Origin of the sequence: Geodermatophilus poikilotrophus (assembly GCF_900111455.1) — a bacterium.
Taxonomy (GTDB): Bacteria; Actinomycetota; Actinomycetes; order Mycobacteriales; family Geodermatophilaceae; genus Geodermatophilus; species Geodermatophilus poikilotrophus.
Genome location: NZ_FOIE01000010.1, coordinates 126618 through 140952 on the forward strand (window position 1 = coordinate 126618; position 14335 = coordinate 140952).

7 protein-coding genes and 1 tRNA gene are annotated in these 14335 nt (G+C 72.1%); 3 read left to right on the forward strand and 5 right to left on the reverse strand.

The annotated features are described in order from the left end of the window. Positions 1 to 93: 93 nt before the first annotated feature. Together BMW27_RS20890 and BMW27_RS20895 are read left to right on the forward strand one after the other, a co-directional pair. The gene (locus BMW27_RS20890; RefSeq protein WP_091447955.1) at positions 94 to 621 is read left to right on the forward strand and encodes an ArsI/CadI family heavy metal resistance metalloenzyme; all 528 of its coding nucleotides are present in this window, start codon (positions 94 to 96) and stop codon (positions 619 to 621) included. Between the two features lie 312 nt (positions 622 to 933). Next, positions 934 to 1020: transfer RNA gene (locus BMW27_RS20895), tRNA-Ser, on the forward strand. 76 nt (positions 1021 to 1096) lie between these two features. Here the strand turns inward: BMW27_RS20895 and BMW27_RS20900 are convergent. From BMW27_RS20900 to mobF, 4 genes are all read right to left on the reverse strand, one after another. Continuing rightward, complete coding sequence (locus BMW27_RS20900) at positions 1097 to 2227, reverse strand: site-specific integrase (RefSeq protein ID WP_091447957.1); 1131 nt, start codon at positions 2225 to 2227, stop codon at positions 1097 to 1099. 58 nt (positions 2228 to 2285) lie between these two features. Further along, positions 2286 to 2504, reverse strand: a complete 219-nt coding sequence (locus BMW27_RS20905) for a helix-turn-helix domain-containing protein (protein ID WP_091447959.1) — start codon at positions 2502 to 2504, stop codon at positions 2286 to 2288. A gap of 168 nt (positions 2505 to 2672) precedes the next feature. Next, positions 2673 to 2915 carry a helix-turn-helix transcriptional regulator gene (locus tag BMW27_RS20910; RefSeq protein ID WP_091447961.1) on the reverse strand — a complete coding sequence of 81 codons (243 nt, stop codon included), beginning with the start codon at positions 2913 to 2915 and terminating at the stop codon, positions 2673 to 2675. A 324-nt stretch (positions 2916 to 3239) separates the two neighbouring features. Continuing rightward, the gene (gene mobF, locus BMW27_RS20915) at positions 3240 to 6872 is read right to left on the reverse strand and encodes a MobF family relaxase (RefSeq protein ID WP_091447964.1); all 3633 of its coding nucleotides are present in this window, start codon (positions 6870 to 6872) and stop codon (positions 3240 to 3242) included. 829 nt (positions 6873 to 7701) lie between these two features. Between mobF and BMW27_RS20920 the strand changes: the two genes are divergently transcribed. Continuing rightward, on the forward strand, positions 7702 to 9039 hold the full coding sequence (locus BMW27_RS20920) for a hypothetical protein (protein ID WP_091447967.1): 1338 nt from the start codon (positions 7702 to 7704) through the stop codon (positions 9037 to 9039). A gap of 183 nt (positions 9040 to 9222) precedes the next feature. Here BMW27_RS20920 and BMW27_RS20925 read toward each other — a convergent pair whose 3' ends face one another. Beyond that, a complete protein-coding gene (locus tag BMW27_RS20925; RefSeq protein WP_091447969.1) occupies positions 9223 to 14013 on the reverse strand; it encodes an ATP-binding protein in 4791 nt (1596 codons plus the stop codon). Between the last annotated feature and the right edge of the window lie 322 nt (positions 14014 to 14335).

A 14335-nucleotide genomic window follows, 5' to 3' on the forward strand; every position in this document is an offset into this window, starting at 1 on the left:
AAACCATTGACAGGGGTCGATGCTAGCGGCACAGTGACCCATCGACAATTGTCAATGGTCCGGCGCCCGCGCCACTGACGAGGAGGTCACCCCGTGTCCCGCATCCAGCTCGCCCTCGACGTCGACGACGTCGAAGCCGCGACCGCCTTCTACGCCAAGCTGTTCGGCGTCGCGCCGTCGAAGACCCGGCAGGGATACGCGAACTTCGCGATCGCCGACCCGCCGCTGAAGCTGGTGCTGCTGGAGAACCCCGGACGGGGCGGCACGCTCAACCACCTCGGCGTGGAAGTGGCGTCGGTCGACGAGGTCGACGCCGAGCAGACCCGGCTCGCCGCAGCCGGTCTCGCCTCGACCGAGGAGCGCGACTCGACCTGCTGCTACGCCAGGCAGACGAAGTTCTGGGTCGAGAACACCCCCGACGACCTGCGCTTCGAGATCTACACGGTGCTCGAGGACAGCCCGACGTTCTTCGGCGACGTCGCCCCCCCGGCCGCCGACAGCGGTGGCGACACCGGCGCCGCGTCGGCCTGCTGCGGCCCCACCTCCTCGGCCGAGGCGCCCGAGCCCGCCGGCGGCTCGACCCCTTCGGCGGCCCCGGCCCCTGCCACCGCCTGCTGCTGACCCGCGAACGGGAGGACCACCGCGGCCTCGCGCCACCTCGAGCTGCCCGCGGCCGGGAGCTGCGCCGGGAGGCGGCCGCCGCTCGGCTCGTCGCGCTCGTCCGCTGCTGCCGGCCGTCGGGCCGGGACCGCGCCGCCCGGCGCGCCACCGAGGCCGGGTGCCGGGTCCGGTCGACCAACAGGAAGGCACCGGGACGTGGGGACACCCTCGCCCCCCGTTCCGCTGGCCCCTCGTCCGGTCCCGTGCCGGCACGGGTAGCGTCAACACCCCGAGTTCCGGGCTGCAGACGTCTCCGCAGGTCAGGAGCTCGGAGGAGGGCTCGCCTAGTGGCCGATGGCGGCGGTCTTGAAAACCGCTATGGGGTAACACCCATCGTGGGTTCGAATCCCACGCCCTCCGCTCTGACCAGCGGTTTTGCATTGCCTGAAGAGCTCCTGCGAGGGGTGTCGGGCGCCGTCCTTCGCTCGCGTGCCCGCTACGTGCCCGTACGGTTCGGGGTCGTGCCCGCTGCGAGGCGCCCGAGGCGGGCGGCGACCTCGGCGTCGCGCCGCTCGGCCGCGTGCTGGTAGATCATCGCCGCGCGGGAGGACGAGTGGCCGGCGCGTCGCATGACCTCGGCCAGAGTCGCCCCGCTCTGCGCGGCCAGGGTGAGTCCCGCATGCCGCAGGTCGTGCAGATGGACATCGGGCAGGTCGGCTGCTCGCCGGGCCGTGCTCCAGGCGGCGTGGACGTGATGGGCGCGAAGGGCCCTCCCGTTCCTCCGCACGAACACCCGAGCGGTCGGCAGCGCCGGGAAGCGGGTATTCAGGTGCTCCGCCAGTGCCGAGACGCCCTGCGGGCGGAGGTGGACGACGCGCTGGCTACCCGCCTTCGGTGGGCTCTCCACGGGGCCCGCGTCCGTCTCCACGACCTGCCGCTGCACGGCCACGGTGCCGGCGTCCATGTCGATGTCGCCGACGCGGAGGGCCAGCAGCTCGCCAAGGCGCAGGTGGGCCCAGAACGCCAGGTCGACGAAGCCCCGGAGGTTCTCGGGCATGAACGCGGAGAGGTGCTGCACCTGGTCGACGTCAAGGAGCGGGCGCTCGTCACTGCGGGCCTGGCCCGCACCCTTGATCCGGCAGGGATTTCGGGGGAGCGCGTCGTCTGCAACGGCCGTGGCCAGGATGGCGTGGAGGAGGGCATAGGCCTGCCTGGTCGCCGTCGGGCCGGTGGCCGCGCTCGTCTCGGCGTGCCACCGCCGCACCGCGGCCGGGGTGATCCGGTCCAGCGGCATGCCTCCGAGCGCGGGGAGCACCCAGCGGTCGAGGGAGTGCTGATACGTCTCGCGAGTTCTCACGGCCAGGGGACGACCTCGAACGGTTCGCTCGGCCAGCCACGCCTGGCTGTACTCGCGGAGTGTGACGCCGCTGCGCAGGGGGTCGAGCCAGACGCCGCGACCCATGTCGACCTCCACCGCGGCCAGGAAGCGTGCCGCGTCGGTCTTGGTGGCGAACGTGCTCGGTGCTGACCGGTCCTGGCCGTCCGGGCCCGGGTAGCGGGCCTGCCACCGGCCGGAGGGCAGCTTGCGCACGCGACCGAAGCGCCTCCTGCTGCTGCTTGCTGGCATGCTCCGACCTTGGCCGCCTTCGGCTCTGCAGGGAACTCGTCTGTGGACGCCGGGTGCCCTACCGGCAGGGCACCCGGCCGGCCGCGATGAAGGCGTCCAGCGCGCAACGCTCGAGGCGCACGTGCTTGCCGAGCTTGACGTAGGGGATCCGCCGCTCGCTGATGAGGCGGCGGACGAAGCGCTGCCCGGTGCCCAGGTACTCTGCCGCCTGGCCGATGGTGAGCAGCTGACCGGAGTCGCTGGGTGGTGGACGCCCGTGGACGGATGCCGGTGACATCGCTTCTCCGTGCAGAGCCTGAGCCATGTCAGCGGTCGCCCGCTGGGTGAGTAGGACGCTGATCTTCCGGATTGCTCCAGTAGGGCCCGACTGCGCCGCCGAGGGGCGCACCAGCCTGACGGGCCGCGCCTCCCGTATCCCGGTGAGAGCGCCGATGGGGGTGCAGGCTCATCGCGAGCTCCCCGAGCCGGGGGCAGTTTGACCGTGCTGGGCGTCGATCCAGCTGCGAAGGTCGTCGGCCCGGTAGAGGACGCGGCGGCCGAGGCGGAAGCTGTGCGGGCCTGTGCCCAGGTGGCGCCAGTACCGCAGGGTGGCGACGGGGGCGCGCAGCAGCTGGGCGGCTTCGGTGATGGTGAGCAGCTCGGCGGGCGGCTCTGCGGTGTGATCGAGGCCGGGGGTCTGATCGGTCATGGCTGTCTCCGAGGGCTGGGCGAATCTGGATGGCTGTCCACCCGTAGAAGGCGCCGTTTTCCGGCCATTGGTGACAGCGCACAGCCAATTTCTCCGGTCGATCTCCTGTGTTGCTCCGGTGCGTCTCCGGTGGCCGGTGACCCAGTACGTGAGAGCCGCCAGGTCACGATCCGCCGTCGGGGGCGGCGCCAAGCGGTGGCGTCCGGCAGGGGACCGGCTCCGGCAGGGGACCCACCGGGGGGTCCGCGGATCCTTCAGTAGTTCTTCAGTTCTCCTGCAGTGCCCGCTCGCCCGGGCCGGCAGCAGGCCGGGAAGCGGCTCCGCTCACCGCCCGAGGCTTGGGGTGACACCTCGTGCTGGCCGTGGGCCGTGACGCTCGGACTCGGGCCGCGGAACAGATGCGGGGTAGCCGGCCGGCCCCGGCGTGCCGGCTCGGCGCTGCTGGCGGTCGGCCTCGTAGTGGGCGCGCCAGGCGTCGCGGGCTGCGCTCAGCCGGTCGGGCGGCTGGCCTGCGAACGCGGGGTCGGCTCGCAGGTCGGCGACGCGGGCCCGGGCGGCGGCCAGCTCGTGTGCGGTGGTGGCGACGGAGCGTTCGAGGGCGGTCAGCCGCCCGGCCGGATCGGGTGCCCAGGCCAGCGGTCCGAGCGGGTCGAGCCGTTCGGCGCGGCGGCGCTGCGCCTCGGCCAGCGCGGCCTGGGCCTGCTCGCCGGCCCGGCGGGCGGCCTGGGCGGTTGCGGGCGGCCCGGGCTGTTCGGGATGCTGCTGTGCGGCGGCCCGGCGGGCGGTGGTGTCGAACGCCCGCCACAGTGCGGGCCGGTCGTCGAACCGGTCGGCTACCCGGGCGAGCTGCTCGGCGTCGGTAGGCAGGTCGGGCAGGTGGAGGCGCCACCGGTCGGCCCAGCCGGCCAGCTGCTCACCGGCGCGGGTGATGGGGGCGCGCTTGAGGCCCCACCAGCCGGGCCCCTCGAGCACCACCCGGGCCGCGGTGCGGGCGGCGCTGCGGTCTGCGTCCCAGGCGGCGAGCAGGCCCTCTCGGATTCGGTCGGCCTCCTCGGCGAGGGCAGCGTCGGCGGCCTCGGCCCGCTGGGCCGCGTGCTGGGCGGCCAGAGCCGCCTGCCGGTGTTCAGCCTCCAGCCGGGCCAGCTCGCCGCCGGAAGCGGTCTCGAGCGCCTCGGCCCGGCGCAGCACGTCACACCACGGCTGCAGGAGGGCCAGCCGGTCGAGGCAGCGCTGCTCGACCGTCCAGGCCGCATGCAGGTCGCCCAGCAGTTGCCCGAGCGGGCGTGGTGTGGCGTAGCGGGCCGCCTCGGCGGCGGCGAGCTGCGCGGCGTGCCCGGGGCCGAGGTCGGCGCGGTCGCGGCCGAAGGCGGCGATCCACTGCTCCCGTGCGTCGGCGAGGTCGGGGGCGATGAGGCGGGCGGTGTTGGCGGTGCGGCCGCGGGTCATCCCGACATAGGCCGCCGCGGCACCGGTGTGCTCGCCGACCACCAGGTGCGCTGCGGTGACCGTGTTGCCTTGCACGCCGTGCGCGGTGCTGGCGTAGGCCAGCTCCACGTGGGCGGTGACGTAGCCGGCGGGCAGCACGCGCTGCTTCGTCTGCGCTGGGGTAACACGGGATGGGACCGGGGTGACGTCTCCCGGGGGTGGGGTGACGGTCAGCCGGCCGTCGCGGTCGACAGCGGTGACGATCCAGGTGTCGCGATTGGCGACGGCCAGGTCGCGGTCGTTGCGGCGAGTGACGACCCGGTCCCCGACTCCGATCCGCTGTCCGCTGCGGGTGGTGACGGTCCGGGTGTCGTCGACTTGCCCGTCGGTGACCAGCCGGTCGCGGATGGCCGCGCTGAGCTCGGCGGCCTGCTCGCGGGTGTCGACGACCACCGCCACCGGTTCACCGACCCCGTAGGAGGTGGCGGAGGTGGCGGCGAGCGTCGCCTGCAGTGCGCCGTGATCAGGGTGCAGCCGGATCTGACCGCGGGTCACGAGGACGTCGAACACCGCGCCCGGGTCCTCGCCGGTGCGCATGGCCAGGGTCAGCGCGGCGTACTCGGCGTCTGGCACCATCCGGCCGGCGTCGTCGGTGCGGGTGAACCGGTGCAGCGTGTCCAGCATCAGGTGGCCGGCCGGGTCGACCTGCCCGGCGGCCAGATCCAGCACGCCGCCGCGGCCGACCGCGGCCAGCTGATGCCGGTCACCCAGCAGCGCCAGCCGGGCGCCGGCCTCGTCGGCGATGGTCAGCAGGGCGCGGGCGGCGTCCTGGTCGAGCATCCCGGCCTCATCCACCACGAGCAGGTCACCTGCGCCCAGGCGGGCCGTCTGCCGTGGGCCTGCGTAGGGCACGCCGGTGACCGGATCAACCTCGCCGAGGGCCAGTCGGGTCCAGGCGCCGTGGTCGCTCCAGCGCCAGCCGTGCTGATAGGCCAGCCCCGCGGCTGAGCCGGTGTGGGCGCCGACCTCGGCGGCGGCGATCTGGGCCGCCTTGAGGGTGGGGGTGACGACCACCAGGCCGCGGCCGCTTGCATGCAGCAGCGCCCGGGTGGCGGCCAGGGTGGTGGTCTTGCCCGCCCCGGCCGCACCCTCGATGACGACCAGCGGCCGGTCGCCGGCCAGCGCGCTGACCGCCGCCGCTTGCCCGGCGTCCAGCCGCCCGCGCACGGCAGCGGGCAGCACCGGCTCGTCGACTGCAGCGCCGGTCCTGCCCCGGGCGGCGAGGCGATCGGTCAGGTCGGCTTCGACGTCGAGCACCGGCTGGGAGGTCCATGCCCGGATGTGCTCCGGGACGCCGGCTCCGTCCCGGTCGAGCAGCGGCACGCACCGTTCCAGGGCCCGGGCGGTGAGGTCCTCGGCCAGCTCGGTCCGCACGCCGGCGTCGATGACCACGCCGGTGGCGGCGATCAGCTGCTCCACCTGGCCGCGGACGTCGGCGGCGTTCCACGCCGACCGGGCGGCCGCCAGCCGGGTCAGCACGCGCTGGACCGCCCCGTCCCGGTCCAGCCCGCCCACGGGCGTCGGGGTCAGGTCGACTTCCTGCCCGGGGTCGCGGTAGCCCAGGGCCGTCAGCTCGGCTATCCAGCGGGCGGTCAGATCGGTGCCCGATTGTGGGGTGACCTTGTCCGGGCGGCCCTCGGCCCACGCCCGAGCATCCCACACCCGCCGCAGCCCCGGCCCCGGGGTCTGGCTGGGGTGCGAGGCCGTCCACTCCCGTTCGTAGCGGTCCAGGTTGCGGCCGATCTGGGCCGCCCGGGTGCTGAACGCGGCAGCGTAGGCGGCGAGCTCCGGTAGGTCCCCGGCTGCGTCCATCGCGTAGCCGTGTGCGGCCAGCGCGGCGCGGAACCGCGGGTCGCAGGCGACCGCGGCGTGCCCGACGCCGTTGATTGCGGCGAGGAAGTCGCGCACCCCGACGGTGTGCAGCCCCCGCCACCGGCCGGCGGCGAACACCCGCGCGCCGATCTGCAGGTGCAGGTGCCGGTGCGGATCCCCGGCGCGGGAGGTGTAGTGCCGCACCGTCACCGCCTCCAGGCGATCCACGGGAACCTGCACCTGGCCACCACGCGGGCCGACGCGGGTGGTGGTGTGCTCGGCCAGCCAGCTGATGATTTGAACCGCGGCGCGGTCCTGGGCGGCGTCGTAGGCAGCGGCGACGTCGGGGTGCAGGGCGGCGGCCAGCGACCAGGACTTGGGGCCGTTGACCACGACCTCGACAAACCGCACCGCCCGGTCATCGGTGCGCAGCCGACCCCGCGGCTCGCCGGTATCAGGATCCAGCCCGGCGACCCACGCCTCGTAGCCGTCCCCGGCCAGCGCGGCCAGCTCGGCCACCTGACCGTCTGTGGCGGTGTAGCGGCGGGCGATGCCGGTGCCCTCGGTCAGGTAGTAGTCATCGGCCCGGCCCCAGTCGGCCTCCACGTAGTGCCGCGCCGCCGAAGGAGCACCGGCGTAGATCTTTATTCCGCCGTGCATTTCTCAGCGCCCGCCAACAATGGCCAACAAGTCACCCCTAGAAGCGGCGGTGGGCCCCGCGAAGCGGGGCCCGGACTACCGCTATTGGTAGCATACGTGCCGCTCCCTGCAGAGGGCTCGAGTGGCAGGAGATGCAGGCCCGTTTCGATGCGGAGAGGGATGCCTCAGATCGAGATGTCGAAGAATGTTGGTAAGGGTTGATTGCGTCGAAGGCAGCGCAAGAGTTTTGCGGGGCGCCGCCGCTTGCTCGTAGTGGCCCTTGACGCCCGAGCAGCTACCCGAAGACCCCTGAACCTGCAGTTCTGCCGCCACCTGATCTCCGTGGGGCTGCCCGACAACCCCGCCCTCCTGCAGCAGCAGGTCGGCCGGATCGTCCACCACGGTTTCCCTCCGCCCAGCTGAGCACTGGCGATCCTTTTCGCTTGCCAATACGACCGCGCCGCCTTGGTCCGCGTGGTCCACACGGGGAACGAGGCAGGCCTGTTGTCGATGCCGACCGCCTGACTGCCGTTGTGACGCCCGGTCCCGTTGCGCTCGGGCGAAGATGGGGCCGAGCGTCCGCCTGCTAAGCCCTGGATGCCTTCACACGCACAGCGGGGTAGCCGCCGTCTCGCATGTGGATGAGTTGCGTCGTCGCCAGCGTCAGGCGGGTCCCGTCAGCGGCCCAGCCAACCGCTACCAGGAGTTCGTCGCTCCCGGGACGTGCGACGCCGGCGTCGGGACGCTTGCGTGGACGTGCACCCCCCGCACGAGCCCATACACTGTCAGCGCGCGGCCGTAGCCTTGGGGCATTGAGGATATGAGCAGCCGTCTCCAACAAGGGAGCAACGTGACGGAGCAGCGGTCGCAGAAGTTCAATACGGCGCCACGCATTACCCCGCTTGACGTGCTCGAAAACTTTCTTGGCGAGGAGCCATCAGGTAAAGCTATCCGGTGCCTCACGTACGAGCAGTTGCGAGAGTTGGGCGATCTGTCTAAACAATCTGCAAACGCCTCCCTCAACGACCCCGCTCCACCGGATACCTACTATCACGGCGGCTGGGTTGGCGCGCATTGGCAGTACCAGATTATGGCTGGCGACCTCAATCTTGCACTGCTCTACTATCCGCAAATCCTTGTACACGACCCGCTGGCCGAGTTCTTCTTCGACGAGCACGACAGGCTGCCATCACTTCGCCCTCTGCATGAGGCCAATAGCAGGATGATTCTCAGTGGCGGTCCGCAGATGTGGAGCCAACACTCAAGTGCGCGAATGACCAAGGATGATTACCAAGAAGAGCGAGAACGCCTAGCCACCATTGTGCAGTACATCAGCGAATTAAGCCCGCTGTTGAAGGCTGGGGTCCTCGTCTGCCGGACGCAGTATCCGACGCTCATAGCGCGAAATGAAGCCATTATGTCTTCGGTTCGCCACGACGTCCGGTCTCCCTCGATGCAGGAAGCGGTCACAGAGGCCAACGCAATAGATCCAGTCGCCGTCTGGGACTCGCTACGCGGAATGCAACTGACACCCAGCACTGGCTACCGCAAGGTGGACGAACCCTGGGCAGCACAGTACGAGTTCTATTTTCTCGCCAAGACGCTCGCTGTAGCTGACCAGGCTGGCGCGGTCTACGCGCCTCCCGCCAGCGGGGACTTGCACCTACTGCGGCAGAAGGCGCGCGCCGGCAAAATTCCTCTACCGCTAGGTCACCCTCGCGGTGTACTCGAGGAGGTGGCACGCCTCCTGGTTCCGGACCTCCAACTTCGCGCCCGCGATGCTGTGGCCATCCGAAACTCAGAGGATGCCTTCGACGACTGGCGCAGGCAGATCTCCTCACTCGCTCGCGACGCCTCGTCGGATAGTGCGGATGAAATGCGACAGCGCGTGGAGGATGCCCTTATTCCAGCCATTCGGCGTGTCGAGAAGGCATCGTCCAGCACCGCGGCATTGAAGTCCTCACTGCGGGATACAGGCGCGTACGTGGCCATGAGCGCGCTGCCTGGCGCCAGCGCCGCAGCTCTCACCGGGGGAGTTCCAGCCGTCGCCGCCACCGCCGCGGCCGTCGGCGGGGTCCTCAAGTGGCTCTATGACGCCTACAAGCCAAAGAAGGTCGACAGTCGCGATGCAGTGCTCGCCTCGCTAATCCGAGCCAAGAAGGATGCAACTAAGGGTCCGTCGAGTTGAGGCCGCGGCCGAGTGCGGACCGCACGGGCTGAACGTCGGTTCTCGGTGGCGGCGCAGAGGCGCAGTGCCAAGTTGGGGAACTGCGGCAGCGCAGCGGCATGGAAGGAAACATCCGCCAGGGGTCTCTGCAGGTTAGCGCCAGCGTTAGGGGCGGGAGGGCGGCGTGACGGCCGCGCTGCGCAGCTAAGGCAGTCGTTGGCGGACGAGCCGCGAGCGCGACTGGTCCTGCCCGTCCCAGTCCACGTGATCGACGGTCAGTCCCCAGACCCTCGGGCGGTCGAAGGTCAGGTCTGCCGCTGCGTAGATGTCGGCCCGCTGGGGCTGGGGCTCTGCGCCCAGCCAGTGGATCTTCTCGCCGAGCAGCCAGGTCCACATGGCCAGGTCGGCCCGGCCTAGCGCGTCGGCGAGGGCATCGGCTCGGATGAAGAGCATGGTCGTCGAGCCGAAGGACCGGCCTGCCGTGGAGAACGCGACGATGCGGCCTTGGCTGGTCCAGGAGTACTCGGTCTCGACCGGCCCGAGGCCCAGCTGGCGGGCGTCGGCAGGGTCGCCGCCGCTCCACCGGGCGTCGAGCAGGTCCAGCAGCGCGGGCGCGGGCAGGACCGCACGTGGGAGGTCGATCGCGGAGCTGTCGCGGGAGCCGGAAGAGTCGTAGCCGGTGGTGGCCAGGGCGAACGGGGCGTCCGGGGCGCCGTGCTGGGTGGTCCGCTGCCATCCCGGGGGGTCGTAGGGATGGGCCTCGGCGAAGCTCCGCCGCTCGGCGTCGACCTCGGCCATGCGGGCCTGCCACGGCTGCTGATCGGGGTAGCCGCCCAGGTACCCGGTCGGGTGCTCGGACGGGGTGGGCATCCACAGCCCCATCCAGTTCTGCTCGGGCGCCCAGGTGCGGAACGCGTCGAGGTCCGCCGTGCGGACGATGTTGGCCTGGGCGCGGATCCACAGCTGGCGCTTGTTGTCGTCGGCCCGTCCTGCGCCGGTCCAGGTCGTGTGCGACTCGGCTGCGAGCCAGACCCCGCCTGCGGGGTCGGTCGCGGCGAGGAGCTCGTGCGGCGCGGGGATGTCGGAGGGGTCGTGGAGCCATCCCGCGCCGTCGCGGTCGGCGGATGGCGAATGCACGTGGGCCGCCAGCCACCAGGCGTCGCGGCGCTCGTCGCGGTTGCGCAGTGCGCGTAGCCGCCCAGCGGCGGTGTCCTGCGGTGGCTCGTCACCGCGTAGGACAACGCTGGGGTCCAGATCGACGGCACCGCCGACCTGAAACGGGGTGTCGTAGGACTCGGGCCGGGCGTCCTGCCAGCTCTCATGAAGCTGGCAGTGGTCACCGAGTTGGCCGACAAGCTCGTGGTAGGCGATCCAGGCGTACTTCTTGCCGAACCGCTCGGTCTGCGACCAGCCCGCCGAGCGGGCGCGGCTCAGCATCCTGTCGCGGTCGTCAAAGCGCTCGGAAGTCCAGCCGAGGTCTAGCACACGGGCGGCGATCCACCGGCCGAGCAGGTCGGGGTCGGGTCGCACCGGACCACGGTCGTCGGCACGGTGGCGGGCGCGCTCGAGCCGGTCCAGGGCCGGGCGAGCGGACGCGGGAATTCTGTCCTCCAGGACGCGGACGACCGCCCATCGCGGCAGCCCGTCGTCACCGGGGGCGTCGGCTCGGCCGAGGAAGTCGGCGACGGCCTGCCGACCAGTCGGCGGGAGGGCGTCCAGCAGTACGGTCCGGGCGGCCTCGGCCTCACGGCGCGCGGCGGCGCGCCGGGCGGCCTGGCGCCGCGCCTGGTTGGGCAGGGCGAACTCGGCGGCCAGGCCCCGTTCGATCGTGTACTGCTGGAAGTCAAAGCCGAGCACGGTCGCCGTGGTCAGGTAGCGCTGGCCGGGCCTGCCGTACTGATGGGCGAGCGTGCGTAGCGGCGGGGCGGTCAGGGGCCAGTTGCTGGTGTACGGAGGCACGGCGGCGGACAGGTCGCGGTCCAGTTGCCGGCCGTGTGCGCGCAGGGCGGTGTCGATGGTCTCGACGGCGGTCCGGGCGTAGTGCCGGATGAGGGCGTGAGCCGTCGGCCGGTCGACGGCGAAGACGGCGTCGTAGACGGCCCGGCCGAGCGCGGCGATGTCGTCGAGGCGCTCGAGCTGGACGCTGCGGTGGCGCAGAGCGTGGCCGCAGGCCGCGGCCAGGACACGTTCAGTGACGTAGGGGTCATCGACACCGGCGAAGCGCTCGACGAGCTGGGCCGCCACCGCGGTTCGTCCGTCCAGGAGCCGGACGAGCGCCTTGGTGGCGGTGTCGCGCAGCCGCCGGTTGGGGCTGGTGCAGAACCAGGCTAGGAGGGTCGCGGCGAGTTCGGCGACATCGTCGGCGGGCGTGCTCGTGGGTGACCACGCCCAGTCGATGGAGCGGGTGATGGGGTCGAAGTCGTCACCCCAGATGGACAGCAGCGGTTCCGACCAGTGCAGGTCGCGCTCGGGCAGGTTCAGGCGGTGCAGCGCGGCGTCGAGCCGGTGGGCGTTAAGAGGGTGGTCGGGGACGCAGGCGAGGCTGATGAGCAGGGCGAGCCAGTCGTGCTCGCCGATCGCACCTGTGTCCAGGTACCGCTGGAGGAGCTCGTGGGTCCGGTCGGTGAAGGACGCTGGGGCCCGCCACGGAAGGGTGTCGAAGAACGCTCGGCGCAGGACGTCCTGCAGGTAGGCGTTGTGGACCTGCGTCTTCGTCAGGGCGCGGTAGGGGCGCCGGGCGGCGCGTCGTCGCGGCCTGACGCCTGTGACATCGGCCAGCTCGCGGCCGCGGCGCTCGGGTGTGAGCAGGACCAGCGCCTCGAGCAGGCCGGCCCGGGCCCAGGCGCCTGGGCCGCTGGCCAGGGCCAGCACGGCGTCGCGCAGGGCGGCGTCATCGGCGTGGGCGGCGAGGATCGCGTCGGCGCGCAGGTGGTCGGCCAGCCGCTGGTAGGTGAACCGGACGATCTCCTGGGGTGCCGCGCCGTCGCCGGTGGTGCTGGTCTCGCGGAGCAGGATGCCGTCGGCGATCAGCGCGGTCAGCAGGGACTTGCTGTGCTTGGTCTCGGGGTGCAGACCGAGGCAGATCTCCCTGGCGGCATGCAGCGGCAGCGCCTCGACGTCCGCGTCGAGCATGGCCCGGGCGAGGGCGTCGGCGGCGCGTCGCACGAGATCATCGGAGGGGTCGACGTCGAGTCTGGCCGGGTCGCTGATCGCCCGGTTGACGGCCTCGAGCAGGCCGTCGAACACCCAGGTGAGGCTGGCCGCCTCGCGGGGGACGCTGTCCAGCCCCCGTGCCCTGACCGACAGGCACATGCTCCGTAAGAACAGCGGGTTGCGGAGTTCGGGCAGCAGCGGCGGGAGGTCGGGCAGCCGCAGGCCGTAGTGCTCGGCGTAGCGGACGAGCGCCTCCCCCTCGTGCCCGGTTAGGCCCGGGTGGATGAGCCGGACCGCCGAGCCGGTGGGCAGGTCGTCGGGCAGGACCGTGGGAGCGTAGGTGTCGCGGATGGTCAGGACGACGGCGAGCCACGGGTGGCGAGCAATGTCGGCGAGGAAGCCGTTGAGCTGGTCGCGCCACAGCGCCGGGCCGGGGCCTTCGTTGACGGCGTCGATGATTATGAGCGCCCGTCCGGCGCCGCGGACGCGTGCGGCGACCTCGAGCGCGGCACGCAGCTCCTGCCCTGTCATCGGCAGGTCGACGGTTTGGGCGATTTGCTGCCAGACGGGCCGGAGCTGCAGGTGCTGTCCCAGGACGAGCAGCGTCGGCAGGCCCTCACGCGCCCGGGCGGCCGCGGCGTCGGCGACGAGGTGGCTCTTTCCGCAGCCGGCCGGTCCCTCGATCAGCAGCGCGCCCGCGTCGGCGGCTCGCGCCTGCCTGCCGCTCAGGGCGTGGGCCGCGGTCTCGGCCGAGCGGCGGGCGGCGGAGGCTTCGGCTGCAGCGTCGTACATCGCGTCCCGCCGGGCCTGGGCGGGGTCGCGGTCCGGCGCGGGCCGCTCAGCGGCGCTGCGGCGCCGCCCAGTGCGGAGCGGCGTGGCCGGGCGCACGGCGACGACGATGCGGGCCGCCGCGTCGTGCAGCGTCTCCTCGGCACGGCGCGCAGCCACAGCGCACGCGTCCACAGCGGCGCGGAGCTCGGACAGGACGGCGCCGTCGGCCGTGGTCAGCCGCCGACGACTGGCGTCCAACACCTTTCCGGCGCGGGCGGCAGAGTCCGCCGCGTCGGTGACTGCCGCAGCCAGGTCGGGTTGCTCGGCGACGTGGCTCGACGCGGCCAGATGGCGCAGGATCATGTCGCGCTTGGCGACGTCTCGGACCAGCCCGGCTAGTCTCTCGGCCCAGCGGGGGCTGCGGCACAGCGCATCGATGGCGTCCGCGACGTCGAGCTCGACGTGGACGCTCGGGTCGTACCGGCCGCCGAGGTTGACGATCTCCCGCTCGACCTGGTGGCGGAAGAACTCGTTGGTGAACAGCCGCTCGTCGAAGAAGTACCGAACCGCGCCGGCGTGCTGGTCCTGCGACAGCGCCGTCACGACGTCGGAGTGGCCGATATAGACGAACTCGACCGTCATCCCCCGTGCCGCCGCTGCGGCCTCCCACGCGGCGACGCTCTCGTGCCACCGTTGCATGCCGCCCTTGGCCTTCCCCCGGGCGATGGAGGTCCGGTCCACGGGCAGGATGAAGGCGTACCTGGTCAAGGTGGGGTTGGCGTCGAGCGCGTCCTCCGCGCTCCTGGTCATCTGCTTGAACGCGTCGGCGTCCAGGCGGAACAAGTACTTCGCCTGCCAGGCCCACGTCCCGTCGCCGGGTGGCGGGGCGGCGCAGGAGAACTCGACGCCGGCATCGGGGGTGGCCCTGCGCTGAAGGCGCGTCCCCAGGGGCAGCCCGTCGATGTCCGGGACGAGGATGTAGCCAAGCTCCTCCCACGCCCGCTGCTGGCTCGTCTCGTGCTGCCGGATACGCGCGAGGTCGATCTGCGGGAGGGGTCCAGCTGTCGGCACGGCGATTCATGGTCCCACGTTGCCGGTCATGAGCTCACGCTGACCCGGATCGTCGACCGCCTCATCGGTCCAACCTCGCTGACCCCAGCCCTGGCGATCAGCACGTGAGTAGCCCAAGCACGGCGTCCGTCCACACTTCTGATCGCTTCCCACAACCGGCTCTCCTCCGGCTGCAGCGGGTCGGGGGAAAGGTGGGCCGCAGGCCCATCCCGAAGGGACGCGCAGCGCCCTTCCGGCGACCCGCTGCAGCCGACATCCTCGGCCGGCTGTGGAGCGGTCTCGTCGCCGTCTGAGACGGCGCGGATGGAGCCGCAGATCACGC